This window comes from Amycolatopsis sp. (assembly GCF_025464955.1).
Taxonomy (GTDB): Bacteria; Actinomycetota; Actinomycetes; order Mycobacteriales; family Pseudonocardiaceae; genus Amycolatopsis.
The window spans coordinates 1-18914 of sequence record NZ_JAODNM010000019.1 but is presented as its reverse complement, the minus strand read 5'-3'; the positions used below and the strand labels follow the sequence as shown (position 1 = coordinate 18914).

The following is an 18914-nucleotide window of genomic DNA, read 5'->3' as shown; positions in this document are numbered from 1 at the left end:
CGGTGAACAGGCCGTGCAACACCAGCAGTGCGGTTCACCGCCTCCGAATCGCCGAGCATTTCTGGTGCGTACCCGGCTCCGGACACTGCGCGGATACCTGCCGATCGTACGTCGGAGCCGCCTTGGCGCACTGGCCGCCCAATGCAGGGCCCGTGGGGGCTGTCGTGCGCGCGTAGCCCTTTTCGATCAGGCACCGCTTTGCTCAGGCCAGCAGGTCCTCCCGATGTCCCATGTTGCCACGGTACGCGGGATCAAACGCACGTATGAATGGTCACTGCGATACCGGCTGTTTCGCCCGGTGGCGGCGGACAGCGTCCCGGTTCGCGCAGTTCGGTGAGCAGTACCGCTGCTTGCCGCCCCGGCTGAAGTCGCCGAACGCGGTGCCGCACTCGGCCAGCGCGCAGCGGCCGAGCCGGTGCATGCCTCGACCGGCGAGGTGCAGCGCGGTCCCGACGGTGATCAGCGCGCGGATCACCCCGGCCAGGTCGAGCTCAGGAGCCCGGTAGTGAAGGTGCCAGCCGCTGTTCGCGTGATCGGTCAGCCGCGGGTACGCCGACGCCTCGGCGAGCAGGTCGTTGAGCAGGCTCGCCCGTCGTTCCGGGGTCTCGGCGTCGACGACAGCCAGCCACCGCGCCAGGAAAACCTCGACTTCCGCCAGGTCAGCGGCCGTTCCCGGGTGCTCGACCGAAAGCCCGGCGTCGACGCAGCGCCTGGTCAGTTCGCCGGGGGTTCGGGGCGGATCGGTTGTGAGCTCCGTCGCCAACCTCACCGGATCTTCGCCGTAAGGGTTCAGATGCATAAGGGCATTACAGCACACTGGGCGCCATGACGACAGCACTGACAGCACTGACAGCCTTGACAGCGTGTGGGACCAAGACCCAGGCCCACCAGTGGGAAACGACTTCGAGCCATGTGACCAGCGAGGGCTGGGTCCGCTACCAGCGCTGCGACTGCGGGGTGACCCGCGTGCTGCTCAACGCCGAACGCGTCGACGCGGTAGCAGCCCAGTCTCAAGGCGCCCGCTGATCAGCCCAGGAATCCCTCCACCGCGTCGGCAGCGCGAGTCAGGCCGCCTTCGGTCCGCACCTTCGCTCCCAGTTCGGCGAGCCGATGCGCCATCGCGGCATCGCCGGCCACGGAGTCCACGGAGGTCCTCAGCGTCGCGGCGTTGACCTCGCCGGCCGGAAGGTGCTTGCCGACGCCCAGCGCGTCGAGCTGAGCCGCGTTGCCGAACCCGTCGGTGGCCTGAGGAATCGCCACCGTGGGCACACCGAACCAGAGCGCCTCCGCGCAACTGCCCATCCCCGCGTGGGTGATGAACGCCGACGCTGCCTCGAGCACGGCCGGCTGCGGAACCGTGCGGTGCACCTCGAAGTTCGGCGGGATCTCACCGAGTTCGGCGAATTCCACGTGCCGTCCGATCACCAGCACCACGTGCCATCCCGAGTCCGCGAACGCCGCCAGGCAGCCCTGGTAGACGTCGAGCTGGTCGGTGACCGAGGTACCGAACGAAACCAGCAGGACCGGCCGATCTCCCGGCGGCGTCCAGCTCCGGTCCGCGAGCCGTTCGGGGTCGAGGCACGGCCCGACGAAGCGGACGTTCGGCCCGACTCGATCCTCGTTCGGCTGCATCGCTCGAGGAATGAGCGACAGCACGTGCTCGGGGTGGTTCTGCCACGCGGCGGCGTCGGATTCGATGCCGTTTTGCCTCAGCCAGGCGTTGAACGCGGTGTAGTAGTCGCGTCCGGATTCCGAGTCCTTCAACGCTTTCAGCGCTTCGGCCAAGTCATCCTCGTAGCCGTTCCAGGCAACGACCGTCGGCGAAAGCTGGACCGCCGGCACGCTGTACCGCGCGGCCAGTACGGGCGCTGCCAAGCCGCCGATGTCGTACAGGAACAGGTCGGGCCGGTCGTGTTCGTACCGCTCGGCGAGCCGTGGCAGCAACGCCATGCCCTCGTCGAGGAACACCCGCATCGCCGCGCCGGGATCCTGCGGCCACACGCCGTCGACCTCGGGCAGGAGCGTCGGATGTGTGACGACCTCGGCGCCGCTGGACTTCACCAGGTCTGCCTGGGACTCGCCGACGGCGTACGTGACGCGATGTCCGCGCGCGACGAGCTCACGGATGAGGGCGAGCGACGGATAGATGTGGCTCGGTGCGGTGCAACCGATCATGGAAATGTGAGGCATTTGCCCCGGAGACTATCCGACCGAACTTCCGCCCATCCAGTGATTTACTCCCGTCAGCCCCGCCGTTAGTAGGGACCGTGCGGGTATTCGGCACGATTGGCCCAGCCGTGTGGTTATGGTTCATCCGGTTTCAGTTCCCGCATCCTGAACAGGGAGAATTGTGTGAAGCGTCTTATTCTCGTCGCGGTGGCCGCCGCGACGATGGCTTCGACGGCGATAGCCGCTCCGGCCGCGGTCGCCGCGCCCGCGACGCCGGCACCCGCGTCGATCACCTGGGGCCCATGTACCAACCCGAGGCTCGTCACGGCCGGAGCCCAGTGCGGGTTCCTCGACGTCCCCATCGACTACGCCAAGCCGTCCGGCACGAAAATCCAGCTCGCGGTCAGCCGCATCAGCCACAAGGTCGCCGACGCCCAGTACCAGGGCATCATGCTGACCAACCCCGGTGGCCCCGGCGGTTCCGGCCTCACCCTGCCGACCGCCGGCGCGCGCGTCCCGAACCACGCCGGTGACGCCTACGACTGGATCGGTTTCGACCCGCGCGGGGTCGGCAGCAGCAAGCCGGCGCTGTCCTGCGAACCGAACTACATGGACTACAACCGGCCGAACTACCTGCCGCTGACGCCTCAGCTCGAGAACACCTGGCGTGACCGCGCGAAGGGCTATGCCGAAGCCTGCGCGAAGAACAACAGCAAAGAGCTGCTGGACAACATGAAGACGACCGACACGGTCAAGGACATGGACTCCATCCGCACCTCGCTCGGTGCGAAGCAGCTCAACTTCTACGGCTACTCGTACGGCACGTACCTCGGCGAGGTCTACGGCACGATGTTCCCGCAGAACGTGCGCCGGATGGTGCTCGACAGCACCGTCGACCCGCGCAACGTCTGGTACCAGGCCAACCTGAACCAGGACGTCGCGTTCGACAAGAACCTCAACATCTGGTTCGGCTGGGTAGCCCAGCACGACGACGTCTACCACCTCGGCAAGACCCAGGGCGCGGTCAAGGCCGTCTTCGACAAGCAGCTGCTGAAGCTGTCGTTCCAGCCCGCGGGCGGAGTTATCGGCCCCGACGAGTTCATCGACGTGTTCCAGCAGGCGTCGTACTACCAGCTTCGCTGGTTGACACTCGGCAACGCGCTCTCGGTGTTCGTCAACAAGGGTGACGTGGCGACGCTGAAGACGCTGTTCGAGGCCTTCGATGGACGCGGTGACGACAACGGCTACGCGGTGTACCTCGCCGTGCAGTGCACCGACGTCCAGTGGCCGACGAGCTGGAACCAGTGGCGGTTCGACAACTGGTCGACCACCCTCAAGGCGCCGTACTTCACCTGGCAGAACGCCTGGTACAACGCCCCGTGCATCAACTGGCCCGCGAAGGCGGCCAAGCCGGTCAAGGTCGACGGCAGCAAGGTCGCCAACGTGCTGATGATCGACGAGACACTCGACGCGGCGACGCCGTTCGAGGGCAGCCTTGAGGTCCGCAGCCGCTTCCCGGGCGCTTCGCTGATCTCCGAGCCGGGCGGCACGAGCCACGCGATCACCCCGCGCGGCAACGCCTGCGTCGACAACAAGATCGCGGACTACCTCACGGCAGGCACCTTGCCTGATCGCCAGCCGGGACGCCGTGCGGACGTCGAATGCGCGCCCCTGCCGCAGCCGGTGCCCGCTCCGGTCCCCGTGCCGGCCCCGGCCGTCGCTTCGGCCGCCGGTGCGCAGCACCTCGCGATGCCCGCGTTCAGCTGACCCGGTAGTTCCACTCACTTCGGCCACCGCGGGCCTCCCGCGGTGGCCGAAGTGCTGTGCGGCGCCGGAAACCGATCTCATCGGCGACCCGCTCTCGACGGCGCCGCAGGTGGCCAGGCTGAAGGCATCGTGCTGCGCTCGGCCGACCGCCGCACCATCGACTACGACCGCACCCTGCGCCGCCGCCGCTGAGACTGTCGGACCCTCGTGTTTTGATGGGTAGCGTGGGGCAGGCTGGCAGGTGGGTCGTGCACCTGGATATGGACGCGTTCTTCGCCGCCGCGGAGCAGTTGACGCGGCCGACGTTGGCGACTCGCGCGGTCGTGGTCGGTGGGGCGGGGCCGCGAGGGGTGGTCGCGGGGGCGAGTTACCAGGCGCGGGTGTACGGGGTGCATTCGGCGATGCCGATGTCCCAGGCGCGTCGGCTGCTGCCGGCCGGGGGCGTAGTGCTGCCGCCGCGGTTCCGGCTCTACGAGCAGCTCAGTCGCGAGGTTTTCGGGATCGTCGGGGAGTACGCGCCGGTGCTCGAGCGCATTTCCCTCGATGAGGCGTTCGCGGAGCCGCCCGAGCTGGCCGGGGCGTCGCCGGACGAGGTCGCGGCGTTCGCGGTCGCGCTCCGGGCACGCATCCGCGCGGTGACCGGGCTGACGGCGTCGATCGGCGCGGGTCGGGCAAGCAGGTCGCCAAGATCGCGTCGGACCGGGCCAAGCCCGATGGGTTCGTCGTGGTGCCGTCAGGCACCGAGCGCGAGTACCTGGCCGGCCTGCCGGTGCGGGCGATGTGGGGGATCGGCCCGGTCGCGGAGGCCAAGCTCCGCGCCATCGGCGTCGCCACCCTGGGCGAGCTCGCGGCGTTGTCCGAAGCCGACGCGGTGTCCACTTTCGGCGGCAGCGTCGGCCGGGACCTGCGAATCCTCGCCGCCGGCATTGACGACCGGCCGGTCGCGGAACGCGGTGAAGCCAAGCAAATCAGCGCGGAGAACACCTTCGACGTCGACATCGTCGAGCTGGTCCGGCTGCGGGCCGAGACCCGCCGGATCGCGCAGGGAGCGCACGCCCGGCTGGTGCGTGCCGAGCGGGTGGCACGCACGGTGGTGATCAAGCTCCGGCACACCGACATGAGCATTGTGACCCGCTCGGAAACCGCGGCCTACCCCACCGACGACCTCGACCAGCTCACCGCGATCGCCGAACGTCTCCTGCTCGATCCCGCGGAGTTCGGCGGGATCCGGCTCGTCGGTGTCGGCTTCAGCGGCTTGTCCGAGCCGAGCCAGGATCCGTTGTTCACCTTCGCGGCCCCCGTCGCCGCCCCGGAGACGTCGACGGTGACCGTGCCGGAGCGCCCCGCCGAGTTCAGCGGCTGGCGGCCCGGCGACGACGTCGTCCACGAGGAGTTCGGCTTCGGCTGGGTACAGGGCGCCGGGCACGGCCGGGTCACTGTCCGTTTCGAAGCCCGCGGCACCGGTCCCGGCTCGGCCCGCACCTTCGCCCAAACCGACCCATTGCTTGTCCGTGGTGATCAGGTAGATGCTCTAGGAGCCACGCACGGGTGAATGAACGCGCAGGTCGCGGCTGACAACGCTAATCTCGCGGCGACCTAGTGAGAAAGTGGGCACAGATGGCTGTGGTCGAGGCAACCCCCACGTCGAGTGGTCCGCCGGAAGTGAGCCGTCGCAAGCGGAACACGATCGTCGCCGCGATCATGCTGGGCATGCTGCTCGCGGCGCTCGATCAGACGATCGTGTCGACCGCACTGCCGACCATCGTCGGCGACCTCGGCGGCGGCAACCACCTGTCGTGGGTGGTCACTTCATACCTGCTGGCCGAGACGATCATGACCGCGCTGATCGGCAAGTTCGGGGACCTGTTCGGCCGCAAGAAGGCCTTCATGATCAGCGTCGTGCTGTTCCTGATCGGCTCGTTCTTCAGCGGTATGGCCAACTCGATGACCTGGCTGATCATCTTCCGCGCGGTGCAGGGCCTGGGTGCCGGCGGCCTGATGGTCACCGCGTCGGCGGTGATCGCCGACGTCGTGCCGCTGCGCGAACGCGGTAAGTACCAGGGCGTGATGGGTTCGGTGTTCGGGGTGTCGACGGTCGTCGGCCCGCTGCTCGGGGGTCTGTTCGTCGACCACTTGAGCTGGCGGTGGGGCTTCTATATCAACATCCCGCTGGGCATCATCGTGCTGGCGATCGCGGCCGTGGCGCTGCCGGCGATCAAGTCGGTCGGCAAGCCCAAGATCGACTACCTCGGCATCATCCTGATCGCGCTCGCCGCGACCGGGCTCACCCTGGTGACCAGCTGGGGAGGTTCGCAGTACGCGTGGGGCTCGCCGACCATCATCGTGATGGCCGTCGGCTCGCTCGTCCTGCTCGGGCTCTTCATCGTCGTGGAACGCCGCGCCGCCGAACCCGTGATCCCGATGAGATTGTTCTCCAGCGGCGTGTTCAGCGTCGCGGCGGCACTGAGCTTCATCGTCGGCTTCGCCATGCTCGGCGGGATCACCTTCTTACCCACCTATCTGCAGTACGTCCAGGGCTCGACGGCGACCGGCTCCGGGTTGCGGATGCTGCCGCTGGTCGTCGGCCTGCTGGCGACGGCGATGGCCAGCGGGGTCGTGATCAGCAAGACCGGGCACTACCGGATCTTCCCGATCGCCGGGTCGGTCTTGCTGGCGGGCGGGCTCTTCCTGTTGTCCACCATGGACGCGCACACGTCGTTCTGGACGACGTCGGGCTACATGATCGTGCTGGGGCTCGGCATCGGCTGCTGTATGCAGGTGCCCACGATCGTCGTGCAGAACACCAGTCACTACGCCGACCTCGGCGTCGCGACCTCCGCGGTCAGCTTCATGCGCACGATGGGCAGTTCGTTCGGCGTTGCCGCCTTCGGCACGATCTACGCGAACAACCTCCCCAACCACCTTGCCACAGCTCTCGCCCAGCATCCGCTGCCCGCCGGGATCGATCCACGAGTGGTCAGCACGCTGCAGGGGGTCCACGCGCTGCCCGCCGCGGCCAAGGCACCGATCGTCGACGCCTACGTCGACACCCTGCAGACGATGTTCCTGGTCGCCGCGCCGATCGGGCTCATCTCGCTGATCGTGGCGCTGTTCCTCAAGGAGGTCCCGCTGCGCGACACCTCGCGGGCCTCGGCGACCGGCAACAGCGGGGTCTCCGAAAGCTTCGCGGTGCCGGACACCGGAGACTCGCACCGCGAGCTGGAGAAGCTCATGGCGACGGTTTGGAACAAGCGGAAGGGCGGCGATCCCGGGGCCGAGATCCTGGCCCGTTCCGGACTGCCGATCACCCATGCGCAGGGCTGGATGATCGTGCAGATCTTCCGGCACAGCAAGGACGACGGCGACGCGACGATGGCCGAGCTGGCGGAAAAGACCAAGATTCCGGCCGGCATCTTCGAGCCCACCGCGCAGCACCTCGTCTTCGCGGGTTACCTCACCGAGCTCCACGGGCGCTATACGTTCACTCCCTCGGGCACTGAGCTGTTCGGCCGGATCGTCGAGTCCTGGCGGAACTGGGTGCTCGAAAACCTCTCCGACTGGGGCGCGAGCGATGACATCGATTTCGCCGCGGCCGTCGACGAGATCGCCGATCGCCTCGTCAGCAACGGAGTGGAGCTCAGCGCCGGCCGCCACATGGCATCGGCGTAGTGGAGTCGGCGTTACGGCTATTCGAACAGCACGAGCAGGTCGGACAGCGGTTTGTCGGTGAACGAGCCGAGGACGACGTCGGCATGCCCGAACGGCAGCCGGGCGGTGACCGCGTTCGGGACGGCCACACAGCGGATACCTGCGGCTTTGGCCGCGGTGACGCCGTGTGGCGAGTCCTCGAACGCGATCGCGTCGCCCGGCTCCACGCGCAGGACGGAAAGCGCGGCGAGATAGAGATCGGGGTTGGGCTTCGCCGGGTGCAGGTCGCCGGTGAGGACGGCGTCGAAGCGGTCGAACAGGTCGATCCGGGCGAGCTGGGCGCGGACCCACTCCCCGGTCGAACTCGACGCGACAGCCAGTTTCAACCCGCGGTCGGAGGCTTCGGCGAGGTAGTCCCTGACGCCCGCCCGGGTTCCCTCGGTCTCCAGCAGACCGAGGACCCGGGTGCGCATCTTGGCCCGCAGTTCCCGCGGGTCGAAGTTGATGCCCAGTTCGCCGAGCAGGGCCAGCATGGCCGTGGAAGTATTCTGCGTGCCGACGACAGCGTGCCACGCTTCGAGCGGCAACTCGGTGCCGTGCTCGGTGAAGGACTCTTGCCAAGCGCGCAGGATCGCGGATTCGGTGTCCACCAACAGGCCGTCGAAATCGAAGATCAACGCGCGGATCGTCACGGGGGGATCGTAACCGGCCGGAGCGCCCTCTTGGCTGTGAGCAATCCTAAGTTCTTCCCTGCGGAGCCCTAAATCTAGCTCAAGATGTCTTGTTCCGGCGTGAGCTGAGGCACACCATCATAGGGCAGTCCGGCCGAACCTGAGGGGAACGGCCGGGGACCGTCGGGTTGGGGAAGCGGGTCCGATGTGTCCAGCTGGGGGCGTGGTGGTGTTCCACCACACGAGTGCAGCCGGTCGGCAGGGTCACCGGCCGGCTGCACTCGCACTCTCGTAAAGTAAGGTAAAAGCCTTGTCTGCTAAGGAGTAGGCAGCGCGCAGCCGGGGGTCAGCTTCGCGATCTGCTGGCCGGCGAGCAAGAACGCGCCAACGGTGTAGGCGTTGGTGTCGGAGGCCTTGGCCGCGCTGGGCTTCGAGGCGTTCTCCTGGGCGTAACCGACCAGGCCACTCGGCTGCAATGCCTTGGTGGACAACGCGTTCCAGCCATTGTTCACGGTGGGCAAATACTCCGCGGAGTCGAGCACGCCCGCGTTGACGCCCCACGCGAGGCCGTAGGTGAGCAGTGCCGTGCCGCTCGATTCCGGGCCGCTGTGGTCGAACGGGTTGAGCAGGTTCGAGTTCCAGAACCCGTCGGGCCGCTGCACCAGTTTGATCGTGGCGGCCATCTTCTTGAACACCCGCAGGTACTCCGGGCGGCGCGGGTCGTTGTCCGGCAGGACCTGGAGCACCTTGGTCAGCGCCGAGAGCGCCCAGCCGTTGCCCAGCGCGGGGAAGGTCAGCGCGTCGCTGAACTTCGCTGTCTGGTTCCAGAGTCCGGTGAACTCGTTGAAGAGTCCGCGGCCGCCTGCCTGCTTTTCGGTGTAGTGGAACAGGGTCTGCATCGCCGCGAGGTCAGCCTCGCTGCCGTCCAACACGCCGAGCCGGGCGAACGACGGCATCGCCATGTTCAGGTCGTCGACGCTGTCCCAATAGCTGCGGTTTCCCTGCTGGACACTGGTGACCTCAGCGGCGACCTGGTTTCGCAGCGGGCCCAGCGGTGTGTCCGGGTGGAAGTACTTGAAGAGGTCCAGGTACGCCTCACCGGCGGCTTCGCTCTGGGCCGCGAACGGCTGGTTCGCGTCGATGGGCAGCTGGTATTGCACGGCCTGCGCCCACGGCAACGTCTTGTGGTTGGACTGCCCGGTGGTCAGAACCAGCGCGAGGTTGCCCACCTGGAACGTCGAGTTCTGCCAGTTCGCCGGGGCCTGGTCCGGACCATTGGCCACCCAGTAGTTGCCCGCGGAGACCATCTGCTGCGCCACCGTGCACAGCGCCGGTGGCGCCGCGGCCGCCGGCGCCTGGGGGGCGGCGTTCGCGGGGCCCGCCATCACCAGCGCCCCCGCGGTCAGGCCGCTGAGCAGCAGGGAGACACCGCGAATAGCTCGAACCGGCATTCCGTCCTCCGTATGACAGGGAATGACCGTTTCCCAGCATTGGGAAAGGGTCCTCACGAACGGACTATGCGGGCTTCCCGGCTACCGTGTCAAGATACCGGTGAGTGGTACGGCGCAACGGTTTTCAGCAATCTGCGTGATGCGGATTCGGCTCCGTCGGCGTTTTTCGCGAGCACCATGGTGAGCACTCTCGAGTGCAGGACCAGGGTGTCCAGCGAGGTTTCGCCCGGTATGTCCATCAGCTCGCCATGCGCGGTCAACGCGGCTACGACGGGTACCTGCAACTGGGCGATGAGCAGGTTTCCGGACGCCCGGATCAGCGCCGCGTGGAAGTCGCTGTCCGCAGACTGGAACGCCGGGAGGTCGCCGCGGTCGCTCGCGTCGGCCATCAGCTCGTAGGCCGCGGCCATCCTGGACAGCTCCAGCGGCCGCCGGTGTTCCGCGGCGAGCCGCGCCGCCTGCGGTTCGATCGTCAGCCGCAGCTCGGCCAGCTCCCGCATGTGCTGCGGCCCGTCGGGCCCCTGGACCCGCCACCCGATCACGTCCGGATCGATCGCGTCCCAGTGCTCGGGCGGCAGCGTCCAGGTCCCGACCCGCGGACGGGCGCTGACCATGCCCTTGGATTCGAGTACCCGCAAGGCTTCCCGCACCACCGTGCGGGAAGCCTGGAACCGGCGGCCGATCTCGTCGGGCACGATCGGCCGCCCGGCGCCGACGACGCCCTCGACGATCAGCCTGCCGAGTTCGTCGACGATGCGCGCGTGCAGGTTACGGCCGCCACCGGCGGGGAGCGCCATCACGGTTCCCCTGCCCGTCCGGCGCCGTCACGCCGGCAGTCCCACCCGGCGTTCGCCGCTCCGCAACTGCTGCAGGACCACCGCGGCCACCAGGATCACACCGTGCGCGACGTTCTGCCAGAACGGGTTGATGCTCAGCCCGGACATGCCGTTGTCGAGCACCCCGAGAATGAGCACGGCGAACACCGTGCCGATGATGGATCCCTTGCCGCCCTTGAGCATCGTGCCGCCGAGCGCGGCGCCCGTGACGGCCTGCAGCTCGAGGCCCTGCGAGCCGGACGTAGGCTGGCCGGACCCGGTGCGCGCGGTGATCAGGATGCCCGCGATCGCCGCGACCACCCCGACAAGCGCGTACACCCCGATGATGTAGCGGTTGATGTTGATCCCGGCGAGCCGCGCGGCGGTGTCGTTGCCGCCGATCGCGTAGACGTTGCGGCCCATGTCGGTGTACTTCAGCAGCAGGTGCAGGATCGCCGCGACGATCAGGAAGACCCACACCAGTGTCGGCAGTCCGGCGATGGAACCGTTGGAGAGGAAGATGAACAGGTCGTTGGCGCCGGTGTAGCCCTGCGCGCGCCCGTTCGCGACGAGCTGCGCGACACCCTGGTATGCCGCCAGCATGGCGAGCGTCGCGACCACCGGGTTGACCCGGCCGAAGATGATGATCACGCCGTTGACCAGTCCGCACACCAGCCCGATGCCCATCGCGACCAGGATGCCGACCACGGCGCTGCCGGTGGACATGAACACCATCGCCGAAACCACCGACGCCAGCCCGGCCATCGAACCGACCGAGATGTCCAGCGCGCCGAGGATGATCACCAGCGTCTGCACCAGCGCGAGCAGGCCCATGATGGTGATCGCGCTGCCGATCTGCAGCAGGTTCGCGGTGGTGAAGAAGGTGCTGTTCAGGCTCGAGATCACCACGAGCAGCACGATGAGCGTGATGATCAGGCTGCCGTTCTGCACCCCGATGCCGTCGAGCACGCGCCGCACCGGGGACACGCGCGCGAGCTCGGGTTCTGACTCTGTCGGCACTGGGTTCTCCTGGTGGGGTTGCTTGGTGTCGGCCGTGGACGTCACGACGCCACCTCCTCTTCGGCGGGCTCAAGGGCGGGGATGGCGAGGGTCAGGACGGCTTCTTCGGTGGCGTCGGCGCGGGCGATCTCCCCCGCGACCCGGCCCCCTCGCATGACGACGATGCGGTCGGCCAGGCTGAGTACTTCGGGCATGTCCGACGAGATCACCAGCAGTGCCATGCCTTCGGCGGCGAGTCCGTCGATGATCCGGTAGATCTCGGCCTTCGCGCCGACGTCGACCCCGCGCGTCGGCTCGTCGAGGATGAGCAGCTTGGGATTGCGGGCCAGCCAGCGGGCGAGCACGATCTTCTGCTGGTTTCCGCCGGAGAGCTTGCGCACCTCCTGCTCCATCGACGGCGTCCGCACCCGCAGCTCGCGGATGTACTCCGCGACGAGCGCGCGTTCCTTCGCCCGGCGCACGATGCGGAAGCGGCGGATGCGCTTGAGCACCGCGATGGACACGTTGTCGCGCACCGAACGCTGCATCAGCAGCGCGTCCGTCTTGCGCTCCTCCGGTGCCAGCCCGATGCCCGCACGTACCGCGTCGCCGGGATTGCGTGCGTGGAAAGGCTTTCCGTTGAACTCGACGGTGCCCGACCGTACCGGGAGGTCGCCGAACACCGCGCGGGCGAGCTCCGAGCGTCCGGCACCGACGAGGCCGGCCAGGCAGACGACCTCGCCCGCGCGGACCTCGAACGAGATGTCGTGGACGTCGTCGGTGGTCACCGAGTCCAGCTTGAGCACGACGTCACCCGCGTTGCCGGCGGCGCGGCGCCGCAGCTCGGACAGGTCGCGGCCGATCATCATCCGGACGAGCTCGTTCTCGTCGGTGGCCGTGGCGTCCTTGACACCGATCAGCTTGCCGTCGCGCAGGACGGCGACACGGTCGGCGACCCGGAAGATCTCGTTCATCCGGTGTGACACGTAGACCACGGCGACGCCGCTGTCCCGCAGTCGCCGGATGAGCCGGAACAGCGCCTCGACCTCGTGTTCGGACAGCGACGACGTCGGTTCGTCGAACGCGATCACCTTCGGCGGGGTGGTAGCGGTGAGTACCCGCAGGATCTCGACGATCTGGCGCTGGGCAGGGGAAAGCCGGCTGCCGATCGTCGACGGGTTCAGCACGTTCTCAAAGCCGTACTCGACCAGCGCCGCCTGCGTGGCGCGGTTCAGCGACCGCCGGTTGAACACCCGGCCGTGCTGGGGGAGTTCGCCGACGAAGACGTTCTCGGCCACCGAAACGTGGGGGATGATCTCGGGTTCCTGGTAGATCACCCGCACCCCGGCGGCCATCGCCGCGCGCGGGGTGTCGAAGATGACCGGTTTGCCGTCGATCTCGAGCCGGCCGTCGTCGGGGGTGTGGTCACCGGAGAGCACACGCAGCAGCGTCGACTTCCCGGCGCCGTTCTCGCCCATCAGTGCGAGCACTTCGCCGGGGCGGAAGTCGAGACTGACCTCGGACAGCGCCGTCACGCCGGCGAACCGCTTGCCGATACCGGTCGCGGTCAGCGCGGAAGGGGGTGAGGAGGACATGAGGGGCACCTTTGGGAGGGGGAGGGAGCGCGGGTGTCCAGTGCAGGTTCGCCCCGGACACCCGCGGGTCGGCGATCAGGTGCAGTTGACGCCGTCGGCCTTGTAGTTGTCCTTGTTGACGATGCTGGTCTTCGCGATCGTCCGGGCAGGCAGCGCCGTGCCGCCGCGGACCTTGTCGACCAGCACCTTGATGGCGTCGCGGCCGACCTCGTTGCCGGAGATGTACAGCGAGGCCTTGTTACCGGTGTCCTTGCCCGCGGCCCAGTCCTTGCAGGTCAGGTACGCGCCGAGGCCGACGCCGATGATGTTCGAGGCCTGCACGCCGGAGTTCGCGAGCGCGGTGACGACGCCGGTCTCGTTCTCGTCGTTGCAGCCCCAGACGACCCAGTGCTTGACGCTTGGGTTCGAGCTGATCACCGCACCGGCCTTGTTCTGCGCGTCGGTGACGGAGTTGTCGGTGCCGAGGTTGAGCACCGGGATCTGCGCGCCGGCGCCGGAGTCGAACGCCGTCTTCGCGGCGTTGACGCGGTCGGTGCACACGGTGAGGTCCTGCTTGTAGGACGAGATCACCTTGGTGTCGGCGGCGGTCCAGCCGGTCGCCTTGAACAGGCGCGCGGCCTCGGTGCCCACCGAGTTGCCCATCTGCGCGCCGTCGAAGCCGACGAACGGGGCCGCCGCGCCGGAGGCGTCCTTGATGACGTCGTCGGAGGAGACGAGCGGGATGCCCGCCTGCTTCGCCTTGTCGATCACCTGCGGGCCGATCGCCTGGTCCGGCACCACGATCGCGATGCCGTTGGCGCCTTGGGCCACCGCGGCGTCCAGTTCGGTGATCGCCTTGTTGGCGTCGGTGCCGAGGTTGACCACCTTGAGGTCGACGCCGAGCGTCTGTGCCTCGGCCTTGGCACCTTCGGCCTGCTCGACGAAGTACTGCTGGTCGCCCTGCTTCTGCAGGTAGTACAGGGTGATCTTGCCGGTGTTCGGCTTCTCGGCGGCGGCCGGCGTGGTGTCCTTGCCGGACGAGCAAGCAGTCAACACGGCACCGAGAATCAAACAACAACCAACAGCGCTCCAGGCGCGCCGCATGTGCGGGTATGTGGACATCGATAACTCCCGTGGGGACCGTGGATGAGTGTTGCGGGCGCGTTAACACCGTGTGGGTCGTATTACAAAACATACTTAACGCTGCCGTCAAGGCTGTACTGCCAGGCAGTTAGCAGAGCGACACCTACTGATCGTCACGTGTCGTCACGGTGAGAACACTTATTTGTCGTATTAATGGGTCTGAGCTGCCGGTGTCACTGCCTGTCTCCGTGACCACTCCGTGTCATCATCGGCTGGTCGCCACCGATCGTTTTTGTTTACTTGAGTTGAATTTCAGCAGGTCAGCGCCAGGGATCTCAGTCCGTCGTCACAGGGCACTCCTAGAAGTTTCAAAGAAACCAGTCGGAGACTTCAACCAGGGGCAAAGCCGAAGGGAACCAGCCGCATGAACGACACGACCCGAGCCAGGGCAGCCCGCCGTGAACACGGCCGTCGCCGAGTTTTCACGCTGACGACCTGGGTCGCCGCCGGGGCCGCCGCGCTCGCCACGACGTTCGGTGTGGTCTTCGGGCTGAGCGCGGCTTCGGCGTCGGCCACCACTGGCGACGGCACCACCACCGTCTCGCCGGACCAAAGCACCGGAACCGGTGACAGCGGGCTCAACGCACCTCAGCAGGTTCCTCAGACAGGCTCGGGAAGCGCGCACACCGGCTCCGGTGGGTCATGACGTCTCATGGCGGCATGGAGTTCGGGGCTGTGGAGTTCAGGGCACTGGGCACGTCGGCGGTGGTGCTCGTGACCGAGCCGGGACGGGTCCGCGCGGCCGAGCGAACGGTTCGCGCTCGCCTCGACGCACTCGACCTGGCCTGTAGCCGGTTCCGTGCCGATTCCGAACTCTCCCGGTTGCGGGCGGGGGTCGCGACGCGGATCAGTCCGCTGCTCGCCGAAGCACTCGCGGTGGCGTTGCGTGCGGCCGGCGTGACTGGTGGGCTGGTGGATCCGACGGTCGGAACCGCCGTGCGTGAACTCGGCTACGACCGCGACTTCGCGACCATGGCGAAGGACGACCCGCGACCGTTTCTGCCGCGTCCGGCGCCCGGCTGGCACCGCGTGCTGCTCGACGTCCGGACTGGCGAAGTCGTCGTTCCGCGGGGCGTCGAAATCGACCTCGGTGCGACGGCGAAAGCGATGGCGGCCGACGGCGCGGCGCAAGCCGTGGCCCGCGAGGCCGGGTGCGGTGCTCTCGTCAACCTCGGCGGCGATATCGGCGTCGCCGGGCCGCCGCCGCCTGGCGGGTGGCAGATCGCCGTGGCGGACGACCATGCGCTCGCGCGGCGGGAACCGCAGACGACGGTGAGCATCCGCTCGGGCGGCCTGGCCACTTCGAGCACCACGGTCCGGAGCTGGACGCGGGCGGGGCGCAGGGTGCACCACATCGTCGATCCACGTACCGGCGAAAGCCCGGAGCCGTGTTGGCGCACTGTCAGCGTTGCCGCGGGCAGCTGTGTCGACGCCAATATCGCGACCACCGCGTCGATTCTGCTCGGCCGGGACGCCCCGGCGTGGCTCGGCGAGCGGCGCTTGCCCGCGCGATTGGTGCGCGTCACGGGCGAAGTCGTCGAACTTGGCGGATGGCCCCGCGCGACAGACGAGAAGGCGGCGTGATGGGGCAGACCGCATGGTTCATCAGCCGGGGAACCGGCTTGGTGTCGCTGATCCTGCTCACCGCCACGGTTGTGCTCGGGGTCCTCACGAGTGGCCGGTTCGCGACTTCGGCGACCCCGCGGTTCGCGGTGTCCGCACTCCATCGGAACATCTCGATGCTGGCCGTCGTGTTCCTCGTCGTCCACATCTCGACCGCGATTCTCGACGGTTTCGTTTCGCTGCGCTGGATCGACGTCGTCATCCCGTTCATCGCGGATTACCACCCGTTCTGGTTAGGCCTCGGCGCGGTGGCGATCGACCTGCTGCTCGCGGTGATGGTCACGAGCCTGCTGCGCGCACGCATGCCGCTGAAGGTGTGGCGCGGGGTGCATTGGCTCGCCTACGCATGCTGGCCGATCGCCGTGGCACACGGACTCGGCATCGGCGGCGCCGACAGCAAGCTCGGCTGGGTCATCACGCTCAACATCGTCTGCGTGCTGTCGGTCGCCGGCATCAGCGTCTGGCGTGCCAACCGGACCGACGCCGATGCGGAAGCCCGTGCCCGGTACCGAGCGGAGGCACGATGACGACGTTTCCCGACACGGTGACCCAACCAGGTCTGCTCGCCGGGCGACGGCTGACGCTGCCCGGACACCTCGCCTACCACGGCCCCGTGCCCTGGCAGCGCTACTCGGGGAATCCCGGTCGCGCGGCGTTGCTCGACGCCGTCGAGGCCGCGGGGCTCACCGGCCGAGGTGGGGCGGGCTTTCCGACCGCGCGCAAGATGCGGGTCGCGGCCGGCGGCGCCAAGCGCGCGATCGTCGTCGCCAACGGCTGCGAAGGCGAGCGGATGAGTCAGAAGGACCGGACGTTGATGCGGCTCGCGCCGCATCTCGTACTCGACGGCGTCATGCTGGCCGCGCACGCCGTGCGAGCCACCGAGGCGATCATCTGCGTCCACCGCGGTGACCCGTCGGTCGCCGCGCTCGCCCAAGCCCTCGGTGAGCGGGGCGGTGACCCGGTCGCGACGCGGATCGTCGAGGTCCCCGCGCGGTACGTCGCGAGCGAGGAATCAGCGCTGGTCAACTTCCTGGCGAACGGTGACGCGAGGCCGACGGCGAAACCGCCGCGGCCGGTCGAACGTGGACTGAACGGCAGGCCCACGCTTGTCGACAACGTGGAGACACTCGCCCAGCTCGCGCGGCTCGCCCGGATCGGCCCGGAGCTGTTCCGCGCGGGCGAAAGCATGCTGGTGACGGTGAGCGGCGCGGTGTCCGGGCCCGGGGTGTACGAGGTCCCCGCAGGTAGCAGCGTCGGCGCCGTACTGGAACTCGCCGGAGGCGCGGGTGCCGCACAGGCGGTGCTGGTCGGCGGTTACGGCGGGAGCTGGCTGGCGTTGCCCGCCGGGAACCGCGTGCCGATGACCCACCGCGCGTTGTCCGCCGCAGGTGCGTCGCTGGGTGTGGCCGCGCTGTGGGTGCTCCCGGCGTCGGCCGATGGGCTCACCGAGACCGCCGGCATCCTGGCCTACCTGGCAGGGGAGTCGGCGAACCAGTGCGGCCCGTGCATGTTCGGGCTCCCCGCAATCGCCGCCGACTTCGCCGACCTGGCGGCCCGGCGCCCAGCACTGTCCCGGCTGCGCCGACGGCTCGGTGTCATCCCTGGTCGCGGCGCCTGCGGCCACCCCGACGGCGCCGTCCGACTAGCCGCGAGCGCGTTGAGGGTGTTTGCCGGTGCCTGAGGATGGGAAGCAGATGAGAGTCGACCCGATCGCCTGCCGGGCCCATGGCCTCTGCGCGGACCTGCTGCCCGAGCTGATCACCCTCGACGAGTGGGGTTACCCGATCGTGGCATCCAAACCAGTCCCCGCCGGCGCACTGGCCGACGGCAAACGAGCCGTCGCAGCCTGTCCGACGCTGGCGTTACGGCTGGTACCACGGGTTTGAGGTGAAGACGGGATTCGAACCCGTGTGCAAGGTTTTGCAGACCTTTGCCTATCCTCTCGGCCACTCCACCAAGTGATAGCTCCAGGTAACCGTTCTCGAAGATCCCCGTCAACCCGACGCGCCGGGATCCCGCCAACTGGGAAGCAACTTCCCTACGCCCAGTGACCGATTGCCTGGCGCGGAGACTACCGCAACTCGTCGACGACTTGCTGCCCGTGCCAGGGGGCGATGTCTCGAAACGCTTATGACTTCGGCGCCGGACGTGAGGACAGGGCGTTCGCAAGTCGACGGCGCGTTGCGGTTGGGGGAGTGCAGATAGGGCTGTGGTGTCGAGCGCTTCTGTTTACCGAAGCAAGGACCGGGGCGGAGGGAGCGCGCTGCACGGATCTGAGCGCCGCATCCGTGACGCCGTGGTACCACCGGTGCCGACGTGATCACCTAGGCTGCTGGGGCTTGCTGCGTCCACTGCCATTCGTACCAGGGGTCCCTGATTCAGTAGTGCTGTGGCGCGTTAGCAACTCGACGGCGAGTTGCGGCTGTAGTGCCGGGAATGCAGTCAAGGCTCGTCAGTGTCGCGGCCGGGTGATCCGGTCGCGACACTGACGAGCCCTGGAGGGGATATTTTGTTACAGGTGGCAGGTGTTGCGTCTGGGTCTTCGAAGCGGATCGAGATGATCGGGCGGGATGAAGTCCGGTCTCCCGTCACCACCCATCCGCACTTCCCAGCCACCACAATGTATTAATCGGTGGTGCCGTTCACAAAGGAGGGTCAAGTTGTTCAGGTCGGTTGGCCCGCCAAGGATCCAAAAAATAATGTGGTGACCCTCAGTGTGTTTTGCGTGTTTGTTGCAACCGGGAAACGCGCATCCGCGGTCTCTCATGACGAGTCGTCGCCGTTGCCCGGTGGTGATGATTCTCTTGGACCGACCTAAATCCATCTGCTCACTCTCGGTGCCGAGAACAGCGGGGATGAGCTTGCAGTCACACGCGAGCATCCGTGCTTCCGCTGCCGTGATCACGCCACCATAGTCGAGCATCGCCGTCCCGATCCCGGACTTCAGCGTTTCGTAGTCCACGGTGACCGCCACATGGACCCGGTCACCACCGTGAGTCGGGATCTCGTCCACGGTCATCGCGAGGCGGACCAGGTCGACCAGCGCGTCGGCGT

Annotated in this window: 18 protein-coding genes, 1 tRNA gene and 1 pseudogene; 10 read left to right on the top strand and 10 right to left on the bottom strand. The window is 67.8% G+C overall.

The window, feature by feature from the left end:
* Positions 1-271 precede the first annotated feature (271 nt).
* Entirely contained in the window at positions 272-799 is a 528-nt protein-coding gene (locus JWQ81_RS02515; protein ID WP_297537111.1) for a CGNR zinc finger domain-containing protein, read from the bottom strand.
* A gap of 26 nt (positions 800-825) precedes the next feature.
* Between JWQ81_RS02515 and JWQ81_RS02510 the strand changes: the two genes are divergently transcribed.
* A complete protein-coding gene (locus tag JWQ81_RS02510; protein ID WP_297537110.1) occupies positions 826-1026 on the top strand; it encodes a hypothetical protein in 201 nt (66 codons plus the stop codon).
* On the opposite strand, the gene JWQ81_RS02505 is transcribed toward JWQ81_RS02510, so the two are convergent.
* Positions 1027-2190, bottom strand: a complete 1164-nt coding sequence (locus JWQ81_RS02505; protein ID WP_297537109.1) for a macrolide family glycosyltransferase — start codon at positions 2188-2190, stop codon at positions 1027-1029. It lies immediately after the preceding gene.
* A gap of 201 nt (positions 2191-2391) precedes the next feature.
* On the opposite strand from JWQ81_RS02505, the gene JWQ81_RS02500 reads away from it, so the two are divergent.
* The 4 genes and pseudogenes from JWQ81_RS02500 (at position 2392) to JWQ81_RS02485 (ending at position 7605) form a co-directional block, all read left to right on the top strand.
* A complete protein-coding gene (locus JWQ81_RS02500; protein ID WP_297537129.1) occupies positions 2392-3936 on the top strand; it encodes an alpha/beta hydrolase in 1545 nt (514 codons plus the stop codon).
* 42 nt (positions 3937-3978) lie between these two features.
* Entirely contained in the window at positions 3979-4128 is a 150-nt protein-coding gene (locus tag JWQ81_RS02495) for a hypothetical protein (protein WP_297537108.1), read from the top strand.
* Between the two features lie 23 nt (positions 4129-4151).
* Positions 4152-5488: pseudogene (locus JWQ81_RS02490) on the top strand (DNA polymerase IV).
* Positions 5489-5553: 65 nt separating this feature from the next.
* The gene (locus JWQ81_RS02485; RefSeq protein ID WP_297537107.1) at positions 5554-7605 is read left to right on the top strand and encodes an MDR family MFS transporter; all 2052 of its coding nucleotides are present in this window, start codon (positions 5554-5556) and stop codon (positions 7603-7605) included.
* A 17-nt stretch (positions 7606-7622) separates the two neighbouring features.
* Here the strand turns inward: JWQ81_RS02485 and JWQ81_RS02480 are convergent, their stop codons facing one another.
* The 6 genes from JWQ81_RS02480 to JWQ81_RS02455 form a co-directional block, all read right to left on the bottom strand.
* Complete coding sequence (locus JWQ81_RS02480) at positions 7623-8276, bottom strand: HAD-IA family hydrolase (protein ID WP_297537106.1); 654 nt, start codon at positions 8274-8276, stop codon at positions 7623-7625.
* A 296-nt stretch (positions 8277-8572) separates the two neighbouring features.
* Positions 8573-9706 carry a glycoside hydrolase family 88 protein gene (locus JWQ81_RS02475; protein WP_297537105.1) on the bottom strand — a complete coding sequence of 378 codons (1134 nt, stop codon included), beginning with the start codon at positions 9704-9706 and terminating at the stop codon, positions 8573-8575.
* A gap of 89 nt (positions 9707-9795) precedes the next feature.
* Positions 9796-10503, bottom strand: a complete 708-nt coding sequence (locus JWQ81_RS02470; RefSeq protein WP_297537104.1) for an FCD domain-containing protein — start codon at positions 10501-10503, stop codon at positions 9796-9798.
* Between the two features lie 27 nt (positions 10504-10530).
* Entirely contained in the window at positions 10531-11586 is a 1056-nt protein-coding gene (locus JWQ81_RS02465) for an ABC transporter permease (protein WP_297537103.1), read from the bottom strand.
* Positions 11583-13115, bottom strand: a complete 1533-nt coding sequence (locus JWQ81_RS02460) for a sugar ABC transporter ATP-binding protein (protein WP_297537102.1) — start codon at positions 13113-13115, stop codon at positions 11583-11585. The genes JWQ81_RS02465 and JWQ81_RS02460 overlap by 4 nt, the downstream gene beginning before the upstream one ends.
* A 75-nt stretch (positions 13116-13190) precedes the next feature.
* A complete protein-coding gene (locus tag JWQ81_RS02455; RefSeq protein ID WP_297537101.1) occupies positions 13191-14150 on the bottom strand; it encodes a substrate-binding domain-containing protein in 960 nt (319 codons plus the stop codon).
* Positions 14151-14601: 451 nt separating this feature from the next.
* Here JWQ81_RS02455 and JWQ81_RS02450 point away from each other — a divergent pair, with 451 nt between their 5' ends.
* The 5 genes from JWQ81_RS02450 to JWQ81_RS02430 are packed head-to-tail and all read left to right on the top strand — an operon-like array spanning position 14602 to position 17746.
* Positions 14602-14883, top strand: coding sequence for a hypothetical protein (locus JWQ81_RS02450; RefSeq protein WP_297537100.1), 282 nt, complete (start codon positions 14602-14604; stop codon positions 14881-14883).
* A gap of 14 nt (positions 14884-14897) precedes the next feature.
* Positions 14898-15821: an FAD:protein FMN transferase gene (locus JWQ81_RS02445; RefSeq protein WP_297537099.1), complete on the top strand. Its 924-nt coding sequence runs from the start codon at positions 14898-14900 to the stop codon at positions 15819-15821.
* The gene (locus JWQ81_RS02440) at positions 15821-16387 is read left to right on the top strand and encodes a ferric reductase-like transmembrane domain-containing protein (protein ID WP_297537098.1); all 567 of its coding nucleotides are present in this window, start codon (positions 15821-15823) and stop codon (positions 16385-16387) included. Before JWQ81_RS02445 ends, JWQ81_RS02440 begins: the two co-directional genes overlap by 1 nt.
* Positions 16384-17541, top strand: a complete 1158-nt coding sequence (locus JWQ81_RS02435; RefSeq protein ID WP_297537097.1) for an NADH-ubiquinone oxidoreductase-F iron-sulfur binding region domain-containing protein — start codon at positions 16384-16386, stop codon at positions 17539-17541. Before JWQ81_RS02440 ends, JWQ81_RS02435 begins: the two co-directional genes overlap by 4 nt.
* Positions 17534-17746 (top strand): ferredoxin, encoded by a 213-nt coding sequence (locus JWQ81_RS02430; RefSeq protein ID WP_297537096.1) that lies wholly within the window; start codon positions 17534-17536, stop codon positions 17744-17746. Before JWQ81_RS02435 ends, JWQ81_RS02430 begins: the two co-directional genes overlap by 8 nt.
* Here JWQ81_RS02430 and JWQ81_RS02425 read toward each other — a convergent pair.
* Together JWQ81_RS02425 and JWQ81_RS02420 are read right to left on the bottom strand one after the other, a co-directional pair.
* A tRNA-Cys gene (locus JWQ81_RS02425) sits at positions 17746-17816 on the bottom strand. The two genes, JWQ81_RS02430 and JWQ81_RS02425, sit on opposite strands and share 1 nt — an antisense overlap.
* 556 nt (positions 17817-18372) lie before the next feature.
* Positions 18373-18914 (bottom strand): HNH endonuclease signature motif containing protein (locus JWQ81_RS02420; RefSeq protein WP_297537095.1); only part of this gene is annotated, 542 nt, incomplete at its 5' end.

Excerpts from the sequence above, each read along its gene's own strand:
- JWQ81_RS02440 (WP_297537098.1), top strand. The coding sequence starts at position 15,821 with ATGGGGCAGACCGCATGGTTCATCAGCCGGGGAACCGGCTTGGTGTCG.
- JWQ81_RS02475 (WP_297537105.1), bottom strand. The coding sequence starts at position 9,706 with ATGCCGGTTCGAGCTATTCGCGGTGTCTCCCTGCTGCTCAGCGGCCTG.
- JWQ81_RS02460 (WP_297537102.1), bottom strand. The coding sequence starts at position 13,115 with ATGTCCTCCTCACCCCCTTCCGCGCTGACCGCGACCGGTATCGGCAAG.
- JWQ81_RS02510 (WP_297537110.1), top strand. The coding sequence starts at position 826 with ATGACGACAGCACTGACAGCACTGACAGCCTTGACAGCGTGTGGGACC.
- JWQ81_RS02470 (WP_297537104.1), bottom strand. The coding sequence starts at position 10,503 with ATGGCGCTCCCCGCCGGTGGCGGCCGTAACCTGCACGCGCGCATCGTC.
- JWQ81_RS02515 (WP_297537111.1), bottom strand. The coding sequence starts at position 799 with ATGCATCTGAACCCTTACGGCGAAGATCCGGTGAGGTTGGCGACGGAG.
- JWQ81_RS02445 (WP_297537099.1), top strand. The coding sequence starts at position 14,898 with ATGGAGTTCGGGGCTGTGGAGTTCAGGGCACTGGGCACGTCGGCGGTG.
- JWQ81_RS02435 (WP_297537097.1), top strand. The coding sequence starts at position 16,384 with ATGACGACGTTTCCCGACACGGTGACCCAACCAGGTCTGCTCGCCGGG.
- JWQ81_RS02450 (WP_297537100.1), top strand. The coding sequence starts at position 14,602 with ATGAACGACACGACCCGAGCCAGGGCAGCCCGCCGTGAACACGGCCGT.
- JWQ81_RS02485 (WP_297537107.1), top strand. The coding sequence starts at position 5,554 with ATGGCTGTGGTCGAGGCAACCCCCACGTCGAGTGGTCCGCCGGAAGTG.
- JWQ81_RS02500 (WP_297537129.1), top strand. The coding sequence starts at position 2,392 with ATGGCTTCGACGGCGATAGCCGCTCCGGCCGCGGTCGCCGCGCCCGCG.
- JWQ81_RS02505 (WP_297537109.1), bottom strand. The coding sequence starts at position 2,190 with ATGCCTCACATTTCCATGATCGGTTGCACCGCACCGAGCCACATCTAT.